Annotated in this window: 20 protein-coding genes and 1 tRNA gene; 15 read left to right on the top strand and 6 right to left on the bottom strand. The window is 72.0% G+C overall.

The genetic code is table 11. From position 1 onward, the window contains the following. Positions 1–9: 9 nt before the first annotated feature. Entirely contained in the window at positions 10–594 is a 585-nt protein-coding gene (locus BMY61_RS00780; protein ID WP_042442063.1) for a 5-formyltetrahydrofolate cyclo-ligase, read from the bottom strand. A gap of 55 nt (positions 595–649) precedes the next feature. On the opposite strand from BMY61_RS00780, the gene BMY61_RS00785 reads away from it, so the two are divergent. From BMY61_RS00785 to BMY61_RS00820, 8 genes are all read left to right on the top strand, one after another. Beyond that, positions 650–1,348, top strand: coding sequence for a GGDEF domain-containing protein (locus BMY61_RS00785; RefSeq protein ID WP_052438272.1), 699 nt, complete (start codon positions 650–652; stop codon positions 1,346–1,348). After that, on the top strand, positions 1,345–2,298 hold the full coding sequence (galU, locus tag BMY61_RS00790; RefSeq protein ID WP_042442064.1) for a UTP--glucose-1-phosphate uridylyltransferase GalU: 954 nt from the start codon (positions 1,345–1,347) through the stop codon (positions 2,296–2,298). Before BMY61_RS00785 ends, galU begins: the two co-directional genes overlap by 4 nt. A gap of 74 nt (positions 2,299–2,372) precedes the next feature. Further along, positions 2,373–3,776 carry a molybdotransferase-like divisome protein Glp gene (glp, locus tag BMY61_RS00795; RefSeq protein ID WP_075003702.1) on the top strand — a complete coding sequence of 468 codons (1,404 nt, stop codon included), beginning with the start codon at positions 2,373–2,375 and terminating at the stop codon, positions 3,774–3,776. Between the two features lie 213 nt (positions 3,777–3,989). Then, complete coding sequence (gene moaC / locus BMY61_RS00800) at positions 3,990–4,499, top strand: cyclic pyranopterin monophosphate synthase MoaC (protein WP_082014718.1); 510 nt, start codon at positions 3,990–3,992, stop codon at positions 4,497–4,499. Then, a complete protein-coding gene (locus BMY61_RS00805; RefSeq protein WP_042442065.1) occupies positions 4,499–5,020 on the top strand; it encodes a MogA/MoaB family molybdenum cofactor biosynthesis protein in 522 nt (173 codons plus the stop codon). Before moaC ends, BMY61_RS00805 begins: the two co-directional genes overlap by 1 nt. Then, positions 5,017–5,649, top strand: coding sequence for a GNAT family N-acetyltransferase (locus BMY61_RS00810; RefSeq protein ID WP_075003703.1), 633 nt, complete (start codon positions 5,017–5,019; stop codon positions 5,647–5,649). The genes BMY61_RS00805 and BMY61_RS00810 overlap by 4 nt, the downstream gene beginning before the upstream one ends. A 78-nt stretch (positions 5,650–5,727) precedes the next feature. Continuing rightward, positions 5,728–6,900 carry a divisome protein SepX/GlpR gene (gene sepX / locus BMY61_RS00815; RefSeq protein WP_042442067.1) on the top strand — a complete coding sequence of 391 codons (1,173 nt, stop codon included), beginning with the start codon at positions 5,728–5,730 and terminating at the stop codon, positions 6,898–6,900. A 46-nt stretch (positions 6,901–6,946) separates the two neighbouring features. Continuing rightward, a tRNA-Ala gene (locus BMY61_RS00820) sits at positions 6,947–7,020 on the top strand. Between the two features lie 273 nt (positions 7,021–7,293). Here BMY61_RS00820 and BMY61_RS00825 read toward each other — a convergent pair. The 4 genes from BMY61_RS00825 to BMY61_RS00840 form a co-directional block, all read right to left on the bottom strand. Beyond that, positions 7,294–7,914, bottom strand: coding sequence for a hypothetical protein (locus BMY61_RS00825; RefSeq protein ID WP_042442068.1), 621 nt, complete (start codon positions 7,912–7,914; stop codon positions 7,294–7,296). Beyond that, positions 7,911–8,795 (bottom strand): sulfurtransferase, encoded by an 885-nt coding sequence (locus BMY61_RS00830; RefSeq protein ID WP_042442069.1) that lies wholly within the window; start codon positions 8,793–8,795, stop codon positions 7,911–7,913. The genes BMY61_RS00825 and BMY61_RS00830 overlap by 4 nt, the downstream gene beginning before the upstream one ends. A gap of 88 nt (positions 8,796–8,883) precedes the next feature. Further along, a complete protein-coding gene (locus BMY61_RS00835) occupies positions 8,884–9,303 on the bottom strand; it encodes a RidA family protein (protein ID WP_042442070.1) in 420 nt (139 codons plus the stop codon). Between the two features lie 85 nt (positions 9,304–9,388). Beyond that, positions 9,389–10,276, bottom strand: coding sequence for a maleylpyruvate isomerase family mycothiol-dependent enzyme (locus tag BMY61_RS00840; protein WP_042442071.1), 888 nt, complete (start codon positions 10,274–10,276; stop codon positions 9,389–9,391). A gap of 165 nt (positions 10,277–10,441) precedes the next feature. Here BMY61_RS00840 and BMY61_RS00845 point away from each other — a divergent pair, with 165 nt between their 5' ends. From BMY61_RS00845 to BMY61_RS00875, 7 genes are all read left to right on the top strand, one after another. Further along, on the top strand, positions 10,442–11,167 hold the full coding sequence (locus tag BMY61_RS00845; protein ID WP_042442072.1) for a response regulator transcription factor: 726 nt from the start codon (positions 10,442–10,444) through the stop codon (positions 11,165–11,167). Next, entirely contained in the window at positions 11,164–12,681 is a 1,518-nt protein-coding gene (locus BMY61_RS00850; protein ID WP_063773160.1) for a sensor histidine kinase, read from the top strand. The genes BMY61_RS00845 and BMY61_RS00850 overlap by 4 nt, the downstream gene beginning before the upstream one ends. Before the next feature lie 45 nt (positions 12,682–12,726). Further along, positions 12,727–13,236, top strand: a complete 510-nt coding sequence (locus BMY61_RS00855) for a DUF1269 domain-containing protein (RefSeq protein WP_042442074.1) — start codon at positions 12,727–12,729, stop codon at positions 13,234–13,236. Between the two features lie 214 nt (positions 13,237–13,450). Then, on the top strand, positions 13,451–14,839 hold the full coding sequence (locus tag BMY61_RS00860) for an FtsW/RodA/SpoVE family cell cycle protein (RefSeq protein WP_425314663.1): 1,389 nt from the start codon (positions 13,451–13,453) through the stop codon (positions 14,837–14,839). A gap of 80 nt (positions 14,840–14,919) precedes the next feature. Beyond that, positions 14,920–16,386 (top strand): penicillin-binding transpeptidase domain-containing protein, encoded by a 1,467-nt coding sequence (locus BMY61_RS00865; protein ID WP_042442423.1) that lies wholly within the window; start codon positions 14,920–14,922, stop codon positions 16,384–16,386. A 99-nt stretch (positions 16,387–16,485) separates the two neighbouring features. Beyond that, positions 16,486–17,388, top strand: a complete 903-nt coding sequence (gene rbsK / locus BMY61_RS00870) for a ribokinase (RefSeq protein WP_042442076.1) — start codon at positions 16,486–16,488, stop codon at positions 17,386–17,388. 57 nt (positions 17,389–17,445) lie between these two features. Then, positions 17,446–18,909 carry an APC family permease gene (locus BMY61_RS00875; RefSeq protein ID WP_042442077.1) on the top strand — a complete coding sequence of 488 codons (1,464 nt, stop codon included), beginning with the start codon at positions 17,446–17,448 and terminating at the stop codon, positions 18,907–18,909. Positions 18,910–18,943: 34 nt separating this feature from the next. On the opposite strand, the gene BMY61_RS00880 is transcribed toward BMY61_RS00875, so the two are convergent. Further along, positions 18,944–20,275, bottom strand: coding sequence for a glycoside hydrolase family 18 protein (locus tag BMY61_RS00880; protein ID WP_042442078.1), 1,332 nt, complete (start codon positions 20,273–20,275; stop codon positions 18,944–18,946). Positions 20,276–20,348: the final 73 nt, after the last annotated feature.

Consider the following 20,348-nt stretch of genomic DNA (forward strand, 5'->3'; position numbering starts at 1 on the left):
GCGGCCGTCTCAGTCGAACCGGAGTGTGCGTTGCGGGGTCACCACGGCGTCGACGGGCCGGTCGTGGGGCTCCGCGGGGAGGCCCTCCACCAGCTCACCGTCGAAGAGGAGCGTCACGAGCAGGGCCGGTGAGCCCGCCGCCGCCAACCGGGCCAGGACGCGGTCGTAGCTGCCGCCGCCCCGACCGAGACGCACGCCCGTGGCCGGGTCGACCGCCAGGCCGGGCAGCAGGACGAGATCCGCCGCAGCGACGGCCGCCGGCCCCAGACGCGGACCGGTCGGCTCCAGCAGGCCGAGTCGGGCGGGTGCCAGGAGTTCGGAGCCCTCGTAGGCAGCCCAGTCGAGGTCGTTGTCGGGGAGCAGGACCGGCAGCAGCACGTGCATGCCGGCCGCACGCAGGGCGTCGAGAAGGGGCCGGGTGCCCGGCTCGGACCCCATCGAGACGTAGCAGGCGACCGTCCGTACGTTCCCCGCGGAGGCCAGGGCGAGGGCCTCGCTCGCGAGAGCGTTCGAGGCGGCCTGCCGCTCCTCGGGTGACATCGCCGCTCGTTCGGCGAGCAACCGTGACCGCAGAGCCTTCTTCTCGTTCAGCATCGGATGGGACGGCCTTCCGTCTCGTTAACCGGCCAGCACTGTGCGGAGGGACGACATGCCGCCCGTCCTCGCGGACATCCTCGCTGCTCTCTGTCTGCCCGCGCTGCTCGCCACCGGGGTCCTCGCCCGTGGCCGGGCACGGGTGCGGGTGCGGCTGGCCGCCCAGGCGGCGGAGCTGGCGGAGCTGCGCACGGGGCGGACCGAGCTGGAGCGGACGTCCTGCACGGACGCCCTGACCGGCGTCTGGAACTACCGCTACCTCCAGCTGGCCCTGGACCGGGAGATCGCTCGCTGCAAGCGGCGCCCGGCGGAGCGGGTGCTCGCGGTGCTGCTGCTGGAGATCGAGGGCTTCGCCGAGATTCGTCGCGAGCACGGCTACCAGCGGGCCGGTGCGGTGCTGCGTGACCTGGCCCAGCGGCTGGCGATGGAGGTCCGGGAGGAGGACGTCTTCGGCCGCTACGGCGGCGAGGAGTTCCTGGTGCTGCTGCCGGACACCGACGAGGCGGGCGCCCGGACCGTCGCCGACCGGCTGGCCTGGACGGTCCGCAGGCACCCTCTCGCCCTGCCCTCGGTGCCGGTGCTCCCGGACGAGAGCGGCTCGCTTCCCGGCAACGGACTGACGGCCAAGGTCGGCCTGGGTTTGCTGCCGAAGGACGGTTCGCATGCTGCTCTCCTGCTTCGTGCGGCTGACAAGTCGTTGACAGCAGAGAGACATCCGGTGGACACGCAGGGGAAGCTACAGTCATCGGTATGACCAACGCTCGTTCCCGCCAGATCTCCAAGGCGGTCATTCCCGCTGCCGGACTCGGCACCCGCTTCCTGCCGGCCACCAAGGCGACTCCCAAGGAGATGTTGCCGGTCGTCGACAAGCCGGCCATTCAGTACGTGGTGGAGGAGGCGGCGTCGGCCGGGCTGACCGACGTGCTGATGATCACTGGGCGGAACAAGCGGCCCCTCGAGGACCACTTCGACCGCGCCTACGAGCTCGAGGAGCAGCTCGCCCGTAAGGGCGACCAGGCCAAGCTCGACCGGGTCCGCGAGTCCAGCGAGCTGGCGACGATGCACTACGTCCGGCAGGGCGACCCCAAGGGCCTCGGTCACGCCGTCCTGTGCGCCGAGCCGCACGTCGCCGACCAGCCCTTCGCGGTGCTGCTCGGTGACGACCTGATCGACCCGCGCGACCCGCTGCTGGCCAAGATGATCGAGATCCAGAGCGAGCTCGGCGGCAGCGTTGTCGCGCTGATCGAGGTCGACCCGGCGCTGGCCCATCTCTACGGCTGCGCGTCGGTCCGCCCGGCCGAGTACCACGGTCCGCACGGGGTCGACCAGGACGTGGTCCGGATCACCGACCTGGTCGAGAAGCCCGCCCCCGGCGAGGCCCCGAGCAACTTCGCCGTCATCGGCCGCTACGTCCTCGACCCGAGCGTGTTCGACGTGCTCCGGGAGACGGAACCCGGCAAGAACGGCGAGATCCAGCTGACCGACGCGCTGCGGGTGCTCGCCCAGCGCACCCCGGGCCGCGGTGGCCCCGTCCACGGCGTGATTTTCCGTGGCCGTCGCTACGACACCGGCGACAAGGGCGACTACCTGCGCGCGATCGTCCGTCTCGCGTGCGAGCGTGAGGACCTGGGCCCGGAGTTCCGGGCCTGGCTGAAGGAGTTCGTGGGCAGCGGCGAACTGGACGGTCCGATCGAGCCCTTCTGACCGGCAGGCCACCGGCACCGGGGACTGCGGCGCCTGAGCGGCGTCCGCACCGCACGACCATGGGGGAAGGCACCATGACCGACCTGCAGCAGCACCACGGGCACGACAACGGGCACGACCACGGCGGCAGCCAGGGCCAGGGATCCGGCCACGACCACGGTCACGCCGCGGGGCTCGCGGATCCGTGCGCCGCCCCGACCGGAGCCCAGCGTCAGTGGAGCGTCGACGAGCACCGCGCCGACGTGCTGGCCGCCGTCTCCCCGCTGCCGCCCCTGGAGCTCCAGCTGCTGGAGGCGCAGGGCTGCCTCACCGTGGAGGACATCGTCTCCGCGGTCGCCCTGCCGCCCTTCGACAACAGCTCGATGGACGGCTACGCGGTGCGGGTCGCCGACCTCGCGGGTGCCACCAAGGACTACCCGTCCGTGCTGACGATGGTCGGCGACGTGGCCGCCGGCGCTGCCGCGCTGCCCGTCATCGGCCCCGGCCAGTGCGCCCGGATCATGACGGGGGCCCCGCTGCCGCCCGGCGCCGAGGCCGTCGTCCCCGTCGAGTGGACCGACGCCGGGACCGGAACGGGCGAGGCCGCGACGACCATGGCGCCGCAGGGCGCGGCGCCGGTCGAGTCCGGCGAGGTCCGCATCTTCCAGCCGGTCGAGTCCGGCGCCTTCGTACGGCGTCGCGGCGAGGACATCTCGGTCGGGCAGGCGCTGCTGCCGGCGGGTACCAGGCTCGGGCCGACCCAGATCGGGCTGCTGGCCGCCACCGGCCACGACATGGTGCGGGTGCGCCCGCGTCCCCGGGTGGTCGTGCTGTCCACGGGCAGTGAACTCGTTCCGCCCGGCACTCCCGTCGGTCCCGGCCAGATCTCCGACTCGAACAGCTTCGCGCTCACCGCAGCGGCACGCGACGCCGGTGCGCTGGCCTACCGGGTCGGCGGCGTTCCGGACGAGGCGGACCGTCTGCGCGAGGTCATCGACGACCAGCTGATCCGCGCCGATCTGATCGTCACCAGCGGCGGGGTCAGCGTCGGCGCGTACGACGTGGTCAAGGAGGCGCTCGGCGAGCAGATCTCCTTCCGGAAGCTGCGCATGCAGCCTGGCAAGCCGCAGGGCTTCGGGGTTCTGGAGGGTTCGGACGGGCCGGTGCCGCTGCTGGCCCTGCCCGGGAACCCGGTGAGCGCCTACATCTCCTTCGAGCTCTTCGTCCGCCCCGTGATCCGGGCCATGCTGGGCGCGACCGAGGTCCACCGACGCGAGGTGAGGGGCAGCCTCACCGAGCCGGTCACCTCCTCTCCGGCCGGTCGCCGCCAGTTCCTGCGGGCCGCCTACGACGCCGAGGCCGGCACGGTGACGCCGGTCGGCGGCGCCGGGTCACACCTGCTCGGGGCGCTGGCCCAGGCGAACGCGCTGCTCGTGGTCGAGGAGGACGCCGTCTCGGTGGAGGCCGGCACCGAGGTGCGGGCGATCCTGCTGGACTGACGGTCACCTGCCGCGCCCGGCCCTGATCCGTGGCGCGGCACCGTCGATTCGTGGCGCGGCACCGTCCGGGCCGTCGATGGGACGCTTCGGCCAGGCAGCGATACCCTGGCGCCGCACCCCGCCGTCACGATCGCAGGAGCGCCAGTGCACAGCACCAGCCCCGTTCCGTCCGGGTCCGGGTTGACCCACGTCGACGCCTCGGGCGCCGCCCGGATGGTCGACGTCTCCGAGAAAGCGACGACGACGCGCACCGCCCGCGCGACCGGTCGCGTGCTGGTGTCGCCGCGCGTGGTGGAGTTGCTGCGGGGAGAAGGCGTGCCGAAGGGCGACGCCCTGTCGGTGGCGCGGATCGCCGGGATCATGGGTGCCAAGCGCACGCCGGATCTCATCCCGCTCTGCCACCCGATCGCCGTCTCCGGTGTGACGGTCGACCTCGTCGTGGCCGACGACGCCGTCGAGATCGCCGCGACCGTCCGGACCGCCGACCGTACCGGCGTCGAGATGGAGGCGCTCACCGCCGTCGCGGTCGCCGGCCTCACCGTGATCGACATGGTCAAGGCCGTCGACAAGGGCGCCAGGATCGACGCGGTACAGGTCGAGGAGAAGACCGGCGGCAAGAGCGGCGACTGGCACCGCGCCGACCTCGCCGACCAGGTGCGGGAGCCTGCGGCGGGGCCGGAGCAGGGGCAGCAGGCGAAGCCGGAGCCGGGAGCGCTGCGATGATGCGCGCGTTCGTGCTCACCGTCTCGAACCGGGCCCATGCGGGTGTCTACGAGGACCGCGGCGGTCCGATCCTGGCCGCCGGGCTCGCCCAGCTCGGTTGCATGGTGGTCGGTCCCGTCGTGGTGCCGGACGGGGATCCGGTGCTGGTGGCGCTCCGCAAGGCCGTGGCGGACGGCTACGACGTGGTGGTCACCACCGGCGGTACGGGCCTCACGCCGCTCGACCTCACGCCCGAGATGACCGCGCAGGTCATCACCCGGCCAGTACCCGGTATCGCGGAGGCGATCCGCGCCTACGGGCGGGAGCACGGCGTGCCGACGGCCGCGCTCTCCCGCGGCCTGTCCGGGCTGGCCGGACGCACGCTGGTCGTCAACCTCCCCGGCTCGCCCGGCGGGGTCAAGGACGGCCTCGCGGTCCTCGGCCCGCTGCTGGCTCACGCGGTCGACCAGGTGGGCGGCGGTGACCACGTTCCTCAGACGTCCCATGCGCCCGAGGCCAACGGGGAAGGGGGCCCGCACTGAACGCATTCTGGCCGGCCGAGCTGCGGGAGGGGTCGGTCGAGCTGCGCCCGATCCGGATCCGGGACCAGCGGGTCTGGCAGGAGGTCAGCCGCCGTAACCGGGACTGGTTGCGTCGGTGGGAGGCCACCGTGCCGCCGCCTCCGCCCGGTCACCCGCACAACCCGCGTCCGACCTACCGTCAGATGGTGAGGTTCCTGCGCCGGGAGGCGAACGCGGGCCGCATGCTGCCGTTCGTCGTGACCTACGAGGGAAACCTGGTCGGTCAGCTGACTGTCGGCGGCGTCACCTGGGGTTCCATGTGTTCCGCGAATATCGGTTACTGGGTCGATGAGGGGCATGCGGGCCGCGGAATCATTCCGACCGCGGTGGCTCTGGCAACCGACTACTGCTTCCGCACGATGGGGCTGCACCGGATCGAGATCTGCATCCGCCCCGAGAACCTTCCGAGTCGCCGAGTGGTCGAGAAACTCGGATTCCGGGAGGAAGGCCTTCGTCCACGTTATCTTCACATCGACGGCGGCTGGCGGGACCATCTCGTCTACGCGCTGACGGCGGACGAGGTGCCCGAAGGATTGCTCGCGCGCTGGCGCGGAAACAGTGGAATCGAGAGTCACCATCACCACAAATAGGTCGATATGAAGATGATTCAGCGACACACCGGTCGAAATAGCCGCCGGGCCGTCCTTCACGCCCGTACGGTGTGAAGCGTGAGCAGTAGCGGCCTCATTTACGCGGTCATCGTCGGGGCCTGGGCTGCGTATCTGGTCCCCATGTGGCTCCGCCGTCAGGACGAGCTCAACGAGGCCCGTCCCACCGAGCGATTCAGCACGGCGATCCGATTGCTGTCCGGGCGCGCCGCGATGGAGCGCAGGATCTCACGGCAACTGGACGAGACGCAGCCGTTGGGCCTGCCGACTCCGCTGCCGAAGCCTTCGACGGACACCCACGGCGTCAGCGCCTCCCGTGCATTCGACCCGGATGAGCCCGAGTCCGTCGGGCACCCCGAGGGCGGCGAGGACCTGGGTGGGAATTTCGCTCCCCCGGCCCAGGCCGCTCGCAGCCAGCACCGGGCCGCTGCGGCGGCCCACTCGGCCCACCCGGTCCAGGGCGGGCCCTCGCCGGACGCGGCGTCCCGCCGTCGTGCGGCGCTGCTCGCGCGTCGTCGGCGCATGGTGGTGGTGCTGTTCGCGGCCTTCACCGTCGGGATGGTGGTCGCGGCCGTGGGCGGGGTCGACCTGCTCTGGATCCCGGCCGTCCCCGCAGTGCTGTTCTCCCTCTACATCGGGCAGATGCGTCGTCAGGAGCACCGTCGCTACGAGGTCAGGCTCGACCGCCGGCGGGCCGTCGAGGCCGCTCAGCGCGTCCGCCAGCAGGCGGCCGCGCGCCGCGAGGCGGAGACTGCCGCAGCGGCGCCGGTGCCGCGGGAGGCCGCAGCGCCCCACCTGGCCGCTCGGACTCCACGTGCGACCGAGGAGACGGACCACGGCGTCGGGGCGACCACCTCCGGCACCGGCAGCCTGGGCGCGGGCCGCGGCGAGCCGTGGGCGGACCACGACCGTCCTGAGCACGCAGCTGCCGCGTCCGCGGCCCGGGACGACGGCGGCTGGGATCCCGTGCCGGTCCCGCTCCCGACCTACGTCACGGCTCCGGTCGCGCCGCGGGCGACGCTCGGCCTGGATCTGTCCGCCCCGGACACGTACTCGTCGGCGCGCGGCCGCAAGGCCCCGGCAGCCGGGCAGGCCCCCGCGGCCGCCCCGGCGGCGAAGCCCGCCCAGACCGCACCGGGTCCGGCCACACCTCCCCGTCGTCCGGCGCCGAAGCCGGCCACGCCACTCTTCGACCAGTTCGCCGACGACACCCCTCGGGCCGCCAACGAGTAACCCGTGCGCAAGCACCCCTCCGGACCTGCTAGAGTTTCTTCTCGTTGGGGCTGTGGCGCAGTCCGGTAGCGCACCTCGTTCGCATCGAGGGGGTCAGGGGTTCGAATCCCCTCAGCTCCACCCAACACAGAGGCCCTGTCCGAGAGATCGGACAGGGCCTCTGGCGTTCTCGGCCGACTCCCTGGGCGGACGGGGGGAACCTTCCCCGGTCCGTGACATGGATCACAGGGCCTCGTGCGGTCTTCTTGGGCCCCGAACGCCCGACCGGGCGTCTGCCGCCCGGCCCGGCCGATGGCGGTGCATCAGAGTCCTCGTGATCGAGAACGACTCCGGCGGCACGGGTCGCCGCGGTGGCCGCCCGGGCCGGAGCCCGGACCGCCACCAGGGCGGGCCTCAGGCGATGGCGGCCGCCCAGGCGGACAGGGCAGCGAAGTCGTCCTCCGTCAGTCCGCTGCGTGCGTCGACCCGGTGGAGCATGGCGCGCGCAGGATGGGTTCGGGCGACCTCGTCCTGGTCGGTGTCGGTGATCTCGTCGTCGACCCAGGCGAACGGCCGCCCCGCGGCCCAGGCGACGACCTCCGGGGTCTTCCAGCAGCCGCCGCCACGGGTGACCGGGCGCGGACGCTGCCAGGAGATGAAGGGCAGGTCCGGGAGGCCGATCAGGGGCGCGATGTAGTCGTTCGCCTCGGCCTCCCAGGTGGTGGCCCACACCAGGTCGAAGGGCAGGGCCATGAGCTGCCGTCCGTGGTCGGGATTGACCCAGACCAGGAGGGGGGCCGGCTCGCGTGGGCGGGCGGCGGCCGCGATCCTGAGCTCTTCGAGCGCGGCCCAGGTCGGCGGCATCAGGAAATGCTCGGTGAACCCGGCCGGTCTGGTGTCGGGCATCCCGCCGAAGGGGTTGAGTGGCCCGTCGACGTCGACGTCGACGTCGACGTCGAGCAGCAGCAGCGGGCGGCCGGGCTCCCGGGACGGGCCCGGGACCCGGTCGGACGGCTGCAGCGGCGCCGGGCTCATACGACCGGGAGTGCGGAGGGCAGACCCCACTCGCTCCAGGAGCCGTCGTAGACCGCCAGGTCGCGGTAGCCGGCGATGGTGGCGCCGAGGGCCAGGACGCAGGCGGTGACGCCCGAGCCGCAGCTGAACAGCAGCCGGGGCGCGTCGGCCGCCGCTGCGTGCGCACCCGAGCCTTCCTCCTCGGCCGCCAGGGCCTTGTCGAAAAGCTCCCGCAGGGCCCCCGGGGCGAGCAGCAGACCCTTCTCGTCCTGGAGAGCGGTGAAGGGCAGGTTGACGGCGCCGGGCATGTGGCCGCCGCGCAGCCCCGGGCGCGGCTCCGGGGCGAGGCCGTGGAAGCGTTCGGCCGCGCGGGCGTCGAGGACCGCCGCCTCCGGGTCGGCCAGGGCGTCGAGCACCGCCGCGCTGTCGACGATCATTCCGGGGCGTGGGCGGGCGGTGAAGTCCCCCGGGGCGGCCGGTCCGGGGGCGGAGTCCTGTTCCGGCAGACCGGCCGCCACCCAGGCGGTCAGCCCGCCGTCCAGGACGGCCACCCGGTCGAAGCCCATCGCCCGCAGCATCCACCACCCGCGCGCGGCCGAGTAGAGGCCGGCGTTGTCGTAGAACACGACGGTGTCGGACTGGTTCAGGCCGAGCCCGCGCAGCTCGTACTCGACCTGCCCGGCAGTCGGCATGGTGTGGGGCAGCGGACTGTCCGGCGCGGACAGCGGGCCGTCGAGGTCGAAGAGCCTGGCGCCGGGTATCCGCGCCACCTCGCGTCGGTGTGCGCCCACGCTGGCGTCGAACACCACCAGACCCGGCTGCCCCAACCGTCGGGCCAGCCAGGCCGTGTCGACGAGGGGCCCCGGCAGGGGGACAGGGAGGAGCGGTTCGCTGACGATCACGAGGGCACACGCCTTTCCGGGGCCGCTTGTTGCGGTCGCTGCGGTCGTGGGAACACCTGGCCCGCCCGGCACGGGCGGTGATCAACGATCAACCGGACACTATCGCCAGGGCGTCCACCTCCACCCGGAAATCCGGGTGGACCAGTGCCGAGATCTGCACCAGGGAGCAGGCCGGCGGGCGGGCGGTGTCGACGAACTCGTCCCGGACGGTGCGGAACAGCGGCAGGTCGGCCAGGTCGGTGAGGTAGACCGTCAGCTTGGCGACGTCGGCCCAACCGGCCCCGGCTGCGGCCAGGGCGGCGCCGACGTTGGTGAAGACCTGCCGGAGCTGCGCCTCGGGGTTCGCCGGGGCGCCGTCCGGGCCGGGGCCGCCGATCAGGGTGCCGTCCGCGTCGAGCGGGACCTGGCCGGAGACTGCGACGATCGCGCCGGTGCCGGCCACGGCGTGGCTGTAGCCGTTGACCGGCGGCAGGCCGACGGGCCGGAGGTGGTGTTGGAGGCTCGTCATGGTGGTCGTCCTGTTCTCTCGCGTGGGCAGCCGATCGGCGTCCAACGGCTCCCGGGCGGTCCCGGTCGGGACGGCCGGTCAGTGATCATTCCGAAGGCTGCCACAGTAGTAGCCGGGTCAGGACCTCCCGGTCGCCCGTCAGCTCGAGCCGCTCCGGCGGGATGCGTCCGTACAGCGCCAGGACCAGGTCACTCGCGGTGCCGTGCGCCGTCAGCGCAGCGACGCCGGGCGCGGTCAACGCCGCGACGTCGGAGCCCGGGGCGGGAAGAGCTGACGGGAGCCGGTGGGTGCGGGCGCCCTCGGCCGTGAGCTCCAGCTGCCATGCCGGGCCCTCCGCAGCCCGCAGCACGAGCGTGGCCGGCTCGTGGGGCCATGGCCCCACGGCACCGCATCCCACGTGGAGGAACTCGTCGACCGCGTCGAGGGCTTCGGGGACGGGCAGGGACTGCTCCCGCCCACCGGCGAGCTGTGCGTCGTAGGTGTGGACGAGGGCCTCGGCGACCTGGTGCCGGGCGACGGCCTCGGCGGTCCGCGGTGCGTCGGACGCGCCCCACCACGTCCAGGAGCCGCCCTCGGGGCCGGCTGCGCGCAGGGCGGCCAGGAGTTCCTCGGTCGCGGCGAGGGACCAGGCGGCGAGGGACTGCGGATTCATCCCCTCCGTGCCGTCGGCCTGCGGGCCGACGGCAGGCTCGGTGAACGCCACGTCCGAGGGAGCGGTCGCGGCCGGACCGGCGGCGACGGTGGCCGCCCAGAAGCCGTGCACCTCGCCGAGGTGCACGACCAGGTCGCCCAGGGTCCACTCCGGACAACTCGGCACCTTGGTGTCGAGCCGCACCGGACCGCTGGGGACAGCGTTGCCGTCGGCGTGATCGTCCGCGGTGACGTCGGCCACGCCCACGACGGCGGAGCGGAACGCGGCGGAACGCTCCTCGACGCGGCGCAGAAGCTGTTCGAATGTCGGGATCATCTGCATGCCGAGTGTCTATCAGCAGCAACAGACAGAATCCCCGTGAATTCGAACAGTGCACCCGCCGCCGAGGGCAGCGTAGTGCGGCCGGGTGGGCCCTGAGCTGCGAAGCCCCGGAACGTGCAGGAGGTCTCTTACCGGTTCCTCATCCAGTCGTGGACAATCGGTGTCGTGACGCCGACTGTGCTGCTGGCCGAGGACGATCGAGCCATCCGTGATTCCCTGGACCGCCTGCTGACCCTGGAGGGTTACCAGGTGACCCCGGTGTCCGACGGTATCGAGGCACTGGCCTCGGTCCACAAGCAACGTCCGGACGTGGTGGTTCTGGATGTGATGATGCCCGGGATCGACGGGCTCGCGGTCTGCCGCGTGCTGCGGGCCGAGGGCGACAACGTGCCCATCCTGATGCTGACGGCGCGCGTGGAGACCTCGGACCGGGTGGCCGGGCTGGACGCCGGCGCGGACGACTACATGCTCAAGCCTTTCGAGGCGGAGGAACTTCTGGCCCGGCTGCGGGCGCTGCTGCGACGCGCCGCGGTGCCGGCGGTGTCGTCCGCGGAGGCCGCGGTGGAGCCGGACTCCGTCACGGCCGGGCACGACCTGATCGAGGTCGACGACCTGCGGATCGACTCGACGGCCCGGCGGGTCTGGCGTGGCGGCGAGGAGATCCAGCTCTCCCGCACCGAGTACGACCTGCTCGAGCTGCTCGCGCGCAACGCGGGCATCGTGCTGGACCACAGCACGGTCTACGACCGGATCTGGGGCTACGACTTCGGCCCGGGCTCGAAGAACCTGGCGGTCTACATCGGGTACCTGCGTCGCAAGCTGGACACGCCGGGCCGCACGCCGCTGATCCACACCGTCCGGGGCGTGGGTTACACGCTGCGTGAGCCGTGAGCTGGCTCCGGGCCAACATAGGCCTGCGGCTCCGCTTCGCGATCGCCTTCGCCGGGCTGGCCGCGCTGGTCACGGTGCTGGTCGGCGCGCTGGGTTACACCTCGGCGGCCTCGCTGATCCGACAGGACCGGGCCAAGGACTTCCAGACCTCGCTCAGCACCCTGGTCGGTGACGCGCAGACGTCGGAGCTCGACGCCCGCGACTTCCTCTCCACCCCGGAGAGCCAGGACCACCTGGTCGACCAGTTGACGCACTCCGGCGACATCGGGGTCCAGGTGCTCGGTCCGGACGGCAGGGTGCTGCAGTACGCGGACAAGCAGAACAGCCAGATGGATCCGCTGCCGACCTATCCGGGAGACCGGCAGCTCGCCCGCAGCCAGGACGCCGGACACACCCGGACCGTCAACGTCGACACCGGCGGGGACCGCTACCGGGTGGTCACGGTCTCCCTCGGCGGCGGACGCGGCGCAGTGATGATCTCGGAGCGGCTGAGCGCCACCGACGAGCTGCTCGGCTCGCTGATGGCGCGGATCGCGCTGACCGCGGGCCTGGTGATGATCGCCGCGGGTGCGGCGGGTTGGTGGGTGGCCGGGCGGATCACCCGTCGCCTGGTCCGGCTGACCGCGACGGCGGAGCAGGTCGCGGCGACCGGTGAGCTCACCCTGGACGTGCCGCAGCGTGGCCGGGACGAGATCGGCCGTCTCGCGCGGGCGTTCGACGACATGCTCGGACGGTTGGCCCGCTCCAAGGAGGACCAGCGCCGACTCGTCCAGGACGCGGGGCACGAGCTGCGCACGCCGCTCACCTCGTTGCGGACCAACATCGCCGCACTGCGCCGGATGGACCGACTGTCCCCGCAGTCGCGCAGCGCCCTCCTCGACGACCTGGAGACCGAGACGCGCGAGCTGACGGTGCTCGTCAACGAGCTGGTCGAGCTGGCGAACGACCGGCGCAGCACCGAGCTGCCGGCTTCGTCGGAGCTCGACGAGCTCGCCGAGCGGGTCGCGGATCTGACCCGGCGACGCACGGGGCGGGAGATCGTGGTCGACGCGGACCCGGTCGTGGCGATGGTCCGGCCGCAGGCGCTGCAGCGCGCGCTGACGAACCTGGTGGAGAACGCCGCCAAGTTCTCGTCGGGTCCGGAGGAGATCCTGGTGCTGGTGCGCTCCGACCGGATCACGGTGCTGGACCGAGGTCCCGGCATCGAGCCGGGGGACCTGGACCGCATCTTCGACCGCTTCTACCGGGCCACCGCGGCGCGCAGCCTGCCGGGGTCGGGCCTGGGGTTGTCGATCGTGCGTGAGGTCGCGGAGGAGCACGGTGGCGAGGTCTTCGCCCGCAACCGGGTGGGTGGCGGCGCCGAGATCGGCTTCACTCTGAAGGCCGAAGCGGAGCCCGCCGTCACGGAGCTGCGCACGGAGGGCCTTGCGCCGCAGCAGCGGGCGCTCGGCAAGGCGGCACCGTGGCCGCGACACGCGGAGAACAAATCGGACAAATCTGGAGTATCTCGGTAGATTCCCGAATGACCGACGTCTCGAAGAGACTCGAAGGGAATCTCCATGAGCAACCTCATCGCCGTCGCCTACCCCGACGTGGCCACCGCTGAGCAGGTCCGGGCCAAGCTCGTCGAGCTGCAGAAGCAGAAGCTGATCAACATCGAGGACGCTGTCGTCGTCGAGCGCCGTCCCGACGGCAAGGTCAAGCTGCACCAGGCCATGAACACGGTGGGCGCCGGTGCGGCCGGCGGCGCGCTGTGGGGAGGCCTCATCGGGCTCCTCTTCTTCATGCCGTTCCTCGGCATGGCGGTCGGCGGCGCCACCGGTGCGGCGGTCGGTTCCGCCCAGGACTTCGGTGTCGACAACGACTTCATGCGCAAGGTCGGCGAAGGCCTGACGCCCGGTGCGGCGGCGGTCTTCGCCCTGGTCAGCGACGCGGTCACCGAGAAGGTGCTGCCGCAGCTGGCCCCGTACGGCGGCCAGATCATCCAGACCTCGCTGAGCGAGGCCGACGAGGAGCACCTCCGCGAGGCGGTCGCCACTGTGCGCGCGGGTGCCGCCCACGCCGCCTGACCCCGACCGGTCCCGGAGCGTGCGCCCCTGGCGCGCGGTCCGGCGATCGCGGGGGAGCGGCGGAACGACGGCCCCGGCCGCCGACAGCGTGGCCGGGGCCGCCCCCGTGCCGGGCGACTCGTTCGCAGACGGGCCGTTCGCGGGCGAGCCGGCCTCGGCCTCGGCGGCCGGGGCGGCCACGCCGGCGCCGCCGACCCGGCGCGGGGTCGAACTGGTGCTGGTGGTCCTCGCCGTGGCGATCGCCGCCTACGGCTACGCGGACGTCGGCTCCAACATGGACGGCAAGGTGCCGTCCGACACGCTGCGCTACGGCCTCGGTCTCGGCGCCCTCGCACTGCTCGGCCATCTGAGCATCCGGTGGCGGGCCCGCTACGCCGACCCGCTGCTGCTGCCGATCGCGGTGCTGCTCAACGGCCTCGGGCTGGTGGTCATCTACCGGTTGGACCGGTCCACCCCGAACGACAGCACGGCACCGACCCAGCTGCTCTGGTCGACGATCGGGGTCGGGCTCTTCATCGCCGTCGTCCTGCTGCTGCGGGACTACCGTGTGCTCCAGCGCTACGCCTATGTGCTGGCCCTGGTCACGCTGCTGCTGATGATCGTGCCGATCTTCCTGCCGGCGGTCTACGGTGCGAAGATCTGGATCAAGATCGGCTCGCTCTCGTTCCAGCCCGGCGAGATCGCCAAGATCGCCCTCGCGATCTTCTTCGCCTCGTACCTCGCGCGGCACCGTGACGCCTTGGCGCTGACCGGCCGTCGGGTTTGGCGGCTGGAGCTGCCCCGCGGTCGCAACCTTGGTCCCATCGTGCTGATCTGGCTGGTCAGCGCGGCGATCCTGTTCCTGGAGCAGGACCTGGGCACGCTGCTGATCTTCTTCGGCCTCTTCCTGGTCATGCTGTACGTGGCCACCGGGCGCATCGGCTGGATCGCGGTGGGCCTGGTCCTGGTCGGCCTGGCGGTGGTGCCGGTCGCGCTCTGGGAGCCGCACGTCCACGTCCGCTTCGTCGACTGGCTGGACCCGATGCGGACCATCCGGCTCGGGCAGGGCCCGAGCCAGCTCGCCCAGTCGATGTTCGCCTTCGCGGCGGGCGGCCTGCTCGGCACGGGCCTCGGGCTCGGCCACTCGTACCTGATCGGCTTCGCCATGAAGTCCGACTGGATCCTGGCCACCTTCGGCGAGGAGATCGGCCTGGTCGGTCTCGCGGCGCTCTTCCTGCTCTACGCGATCGTGGTGGTGCGGGGCTTCCGGACCGGTCGCCTTCTCCGCGACCCCTTCGGGCGCCTGCTCGCCATCGGCCTCTCCGTCCTGCTGGCGTTGCAGGTCTTCGTGGTCGCCGGCGGTGTCACCGACCTGATCCCGTTGACCGGGATGACCATGCCGTTCCTGGCCCAGGGCGGCTCCTCGCTGGTGACCAACTGGATCCTGATCGCGCTGCTGGTGAAGCTGAGCGACGCCGCGCGTCGCCCCGATCCGCCGGTGCCTCAGCTCATCACCCCGCCACCCGGTACGGACGCGGCCGGCCTCGCCACGAGCAGGGGCGCGGGCGGCGGCGGTGGTGACGGCGATCCGGAGGAGGAGACGCAGGGGGTGCCGAGGGTATGACGCGCGACGGAGCGAAACGCAGGGCGAGGAGCGGCGGACCCGAACGCTCCGGCCCGCCGCCGGGCGCGGTGCGCCTGTCCTTGAGCCGGACCGGCCGCCGGGCGGGTCTGTTCTGTCTGGTGCTGATCCTGCTCCTGCTCGCCAACGCGACCCGCCTCCAGGTCTTCCAGGCCAAGTCGCTCGACGACAACGCGGCCAACCGGCGCAACGTCATCGCCCGGTACAGCCAGCCGCGCGGCGACATCCTGGTGGCCGGCCAACCCGTCACCGGCTCCAAGAAGACCGGCGGCACGCTCGCCTACCAGCGGACCTACACCGACGGCGCGCTCTATGCGCCGGTGACCGGATTCTCCTCGCAGACCTACGGCAACACGCTGCTCGAAGGCGTCGAGGACGCGATCCTGTCCGGACAGGACAGCCGCCTGTCGACGCACGCGGTCTGGGACGAGATCTCCCGCGCCCAGGTGCCGGGCGGGAACGTCTTCACGACCATCAACCCCAAGGCGCAACGCGCCGCCTTCCAGGGGCTCGGTGGCAAGCGCGGCGCGGTCGCGGCGATCGAACCCGCCACCGGGCGGATCCTCGCCCTGGCCAGCACCCCCTCGTACGACCCGAACGGCATCACCGGCGTCGGACAGGCCACTGTGGCGGACTGGACCCGGCTCAATGCGGACACCACCCAGCCGATGCTGAACCGCGCGTTGCGTCAGACCTACCCGCCCGGCTCGACGTTCAAGGTCGTCACTCTCGCTGCCGCGCTGCAGAACGGGCTCTACAGCGGCATCGACGTGCCGACGAACTCGCCGGACCCGTACACACCGAAGGACACCGACCATGCGCTGACCAACGAGTCGGCGAGCGACGCGTGCACCAACGCGACCCTGAACTACGCCCTGCAGGTCTCCTGCAACACCGTCTTCGGCAAGGCCGGCGTGGACGTGGGCGCGCAGAACATGGTCAAGATGGCGGAGGCCTTCGGCTTCAACCAGTCGAACCAGACCATCCCGGTCGGTGTGGCCAGGAGCAACTTCGACACCGACCTGACCAGCGAGGCCTTCCTGGCGCTCTCCTCGATCGGCCAGTACGACACCGCCGCGACGCCGCTGGAGATGGCCCAGGTCGCGGCGGCCGTGGCCGACAACGGCACGCTGATGCGTCCGCGCCTGCTCGACAAGGTGACCCGCAGCGACGGCACGACGGTGCAGAGCTTCGGGAACTCGAGGTTCGGTCAACCGGTGTCGGCGGATGTGGCCGCGCAGATCCAGCAGGCGATGGTGAACGTGGTCAACAGCGGTACGGGCACGAACGCGCAGATTCCCGGCGCGATCGTGGGCGGCAAGACCGGTACCGCCCAGAACGGCGTGGGCAACAGCGGCACGCCCTACGCCTGGTTCATCTCCTATGCCAAGCCCAGCGCCTCGGCGGCCTCGCCGGTGGCGGTCGCGGTCGTGATCGAGGACAGCAATGCCAACCGGGCCGACATCAGCGGTGGGGGCCTCGCGGCTCCGATCGCGAAGGCGGTCATGCAGGCGGTCCTCTCGGGCTGAGCCGCACCGCGTACGGCGATCCCTTGTCTGACGGAACGCGGTCAGAAGACTCGTCGGCGAACCGGTTCCAAGGCCGGACCAGGGCCTAGGGTGGACCGCATGCCGAAGATCGCAGTCGTCGGGAGCATCAACCTCGACCTGGTCGTGCCGGTGCCGAAGCATCCGCGTCCGGGGGAGACCGTGCTGGGCGGGGACCTCGCCGAGCATCCCGGTGGCAAGGGGGCCAACCAGGCGGTGGCCGCCGCCCGGATGGGTGCCTCGGTGGCGATGCTGGGGCGGGTCGGCGCGGACGACGCGGGGGCCCGGCTGCGGCGGGTGCTCGACCTGGAGGGCGTGGACACCACGCGGGTCCTGCCGGTGGACGGCCTGCCGACCGGGCGCGCGCTGATCGCCGTGGACCACACGACCGGCGAGAACTCGATCATCGTGAGTCCCGGCGCGAACACGGCGCTCTCCCCGGAGCACTGCGCCTCGGAGGGGGCGCTGCTGCGCGATGCGACCGTCACCCTGCTGCAGCACGAGGTGCCGCCGGAGACCGTCGCGGCGGCGGCCCGGCTGGCCGGCGGGACCGTCCTGCTCAATCCGGCGCCGGCCCGCGAGCTCGCCCTCGACCTGCTCCACATGGTCGATCTGCTGGTGCCGAACCGCGGGGAGCTCGCGAGCCTCGTCGGTCACCCGCTGCCCGACCTGCACGCCGTGGCGGACGCGGCGCGACAGCTGCGCGGCCCCGCGGCCGTGGTCGTCACCCTGGGGGCGGAGGGCGCGCTCCTCTGCGAGGACGGCGCGGTCGCGTTCGTCCCGCCGCACCCGGTCGCGCCGCTGGACACGACCGCCGCGGGTGACGCCTTCTGCGGCGCGCTGGCCTCCGGGCTGGTGGACGGCCGCAGCCTGCACGAGGCGGTGCGCCGGGCCAATGTCGCCGCCGCGCTCAGTACGACGCTGGCCGGGGCGCAGCCCTCGCTCCCGACGCGTGAGGAGGTGGCCCGCGCCCTCGGGGAGTGACGGACCAGGTCGGGCAAATAGTCTGATATGTCCGATCTGCATGCGACGATACGTCACATGACCGCCCCCGATGCCCCGCTCGTGCAGCAGTTGCTGCGCCGCAAGCCCGTGGCCCGACTCATCGCCGAGAGCAGCGGGGACATCGAGCAGCCGCCGCCCGGCACGCCGGTGGCGACCGGTCTGCACCTGAAGCGCACCATCGGCCTGGTCCAGCTCTCCGCCATCGGTATCGGCGCCACCGTCGGCACCGGCATCTTCTTCGTGCTCAACACCTCCGTGCCGGAGGCCGGTCCGGCGGTCGTCGTCTCCTTCGTGATCGCGGCGGTCACGGCCGGCCTCACTGCGCTGTGCTACGCCGAACTGGCCTCCGCCATCCCGGTCTCCGGCTCCTCGTACTCCTACGCGTACGCCACGCTGGGCGAGGTCGTCGCGTTCGGGGTGGGCGCGTGTCTGCTGCTGGAGTACGGCGTCTCCGCCTCGGCCGTGTCCGTCGGCTGGGGGCAGTACCTCAACGAGTTCTTCAGCGACGCCTTCGGCTTCACCCTCCCGAACGCGATCGCCCAGCCGCCCGGCGACGGCGGCTACGTGAACGTCCCGGCCATGGTCCTGGTGACGCTCTGCTGCCTGCTGCTGGTGCGTGGCACGAAGGAGTCCGCGACGCTCAACGCCGTCATGGTGGGCGTGAAAATCGTCGTGCTCCTGCTCTTCGTGTGTATCGCGTTCACAGGCTTCCGGGCCGACAACCTGAAGCCGTTCGCGCCGCTCGGTTTCTCCGGTATCAGCACGGCCGCGTCCAGCATCTTCTTCTCGTTCATCGGACTCGACGCCGTCTCGACGGCGGGCGAGGAGGTGCGCGATCCGCACCGGACGCTGCCGCGGGCCATCATGGTGGCGCTGGTCGTGGTGACGGGCCTCTACATCGCGGTGGCACTCGCAGCGGTCGGCGCGCAGCCGTGGACGCAGTTCGCCGGGCAGCAGGCCGGGCTCGCGCAGATCCTGCGCAACGTGACCGGGCAGACCTGGCCCTCCATCATGTTCGCCCTGGGAGCGATCGCCTCGATCTTCAGCGTGACCCTGGTCGTCATCTACGGCCAGACCCGCATCCTCTACACGATGGGCCGGGACGGCATGCTGCCACCCGCCTTCGCCTCGGTCTCGGCGCGGACCGGGACGCCGATCTGGAACACGGTCGTCGTCAGCGTCGGGGTGGCGCTCCTGGCCGGGTTCGTGCCGCTCGACGTGCTGGCGGACCTGACCAGTCTGGGCACCCTCGTCGCGTTCTCGGTGGTGTCGGTGGGTGTCATGGTGCTGCGGCGCACCCACCCCGACATGCCGCGCGGCTTCCGGGTGCCGGGCTATCCGGTCACACCGCTGCTGTCGATCGCCGCCTGCGGGTACGTCATCTTCGGTCTGCACCCGATGACGTTCGGCTTCTTCGCCGCGTGGTTGACCGGTGCGGCGCTCATCTACTTCGGCTACAGCATCAGGCACTCACGCCTGCGCGGCGCGGAGCGGCTGTGAGCCGATCCGCGCCGCGCGCGCCGAGACGAGTGGGTCAGTCGTGCTGGCCGGTGCCCAGCGCGTCGCCGAGGGCGGCGGTCAGGCTGCCGTCGGCGGTGTCGCCGTCCATCGACCAGACGAAGGTGCCGCGCAGCCCCTGCTCCTTGATGTACTGGCCCTTGTACCAGAGCGAGAGCGGGTTGTCGTAGGTGTAGAAGGTGCCGCTGGCCGCGTCGTACTTGTAGGGCTCCTTAGCGATCGGGTCCCAGTACGTCTGGCCGGGTGCGGTGACGACCTGGTTGTAGTTCGGCGTGCCGCCGCCTGCCGTCGCGGGCTGGAACAGGCCGTCGCCGCGCGGGCCGGGGGCCACGCCGGTCCAGGTGTGCGCGTAGTACGGGACCGCGAGGCCGATCTTGTCCGGCCGCACACCGTGCTGCTCGTAGTACTGCACGGCCTGGTCGATGCTGAACTGGTTGTTCGCGGGGTTGGGGTCGCGCGGGTCCTGGTGCAGCGCGGAGGAGAGGTCGGTCGGGCCCGCCGCCTCCCAGCTGCCGTGGTAGTCGAAGGTCATGACGTTGAACCAGTCCACGACCTTGGCCAGCTGCGGGAGCTGCAGCTTGGCGGCGGCGACCGGGCTGGCGGAGGTGTTGGCGGTGAGCAGGTAGCGCTCGCCGCCCGCGTCGCCCGCGGCGTTGAGCTGCTTGCGGAACTCCTGCATCAGGGACGTGAAGTTGGGTGTGTCCTGCGGGCCGTAGGGGTTGCCGTTGCCGGGCATGCCCGGGTACTCCCAGTCGATGGCGAAGCCGTCGAAGATGCCGGCTGCGGCGCCCGCCGGGAGGCCGGGGATGTTGCCCTTCAGGTACTGGTCGACGCAGGAGGCGACGAACTTCTGCCGGGACGCGTCGGTGGAGGCGACCGCGGAGAACTGGCCGGACCAGGACCAGCCGCCGATGGACATCACGATCTTCAGGTGCGGGTACTGCGCCTTGAGCTCGCGCAGCTGGTTGAAGTTGCCCATCAGGGCCTGGCCGGCGGCGTCCGCCTGGCCGGTCACCGACTCGGTCGCGGCGAAGGGGCGCTGGTAGTCGGCCCAGCTGTCGCCGCTGGCGCACAGGCCGTCGGCGGAGATGTTGCTGAACGCGTAGTCCAGCTCGGTGAGGTGGCTGATCTCTCCGGAGCTGATGAGGTTCTTCTCGAAGTTGCCGGAGTAGATGCCCCACTGGGTGAAGTAGCCGATCAGCTGCTTCTGGTTGTGACCGTGGTCGCCGCCGTCGAAGGCGGGGGCGGCGGCGTGGGCGGGCGTGATGCCGACCAGTGCGGCGGCGCAGGCCGCCGTCGCGGCGGCCACGGCGGCGCGGCGAAGGGCGGCGCGGCGGAACGCTGGCATGGACTCTCCTCGACGGAATGCCTCGGGCGGAGCCGGGACGCCCGCCGCGGTGTTGCGTGGGCGTCTCGCGGGC

It is taken from the genome of Streptacidiphilus jiangxiensis, from assembly GCF_900109465.1.
In the GTDB taxonomy this organism is placed as follows: Bacteria; Actinomycetota; Actinomycetes; order Streptomycetales; family Streptomycetaceae; genus Streptacidiphilus; species Streptacidiphilus jiangxiensis.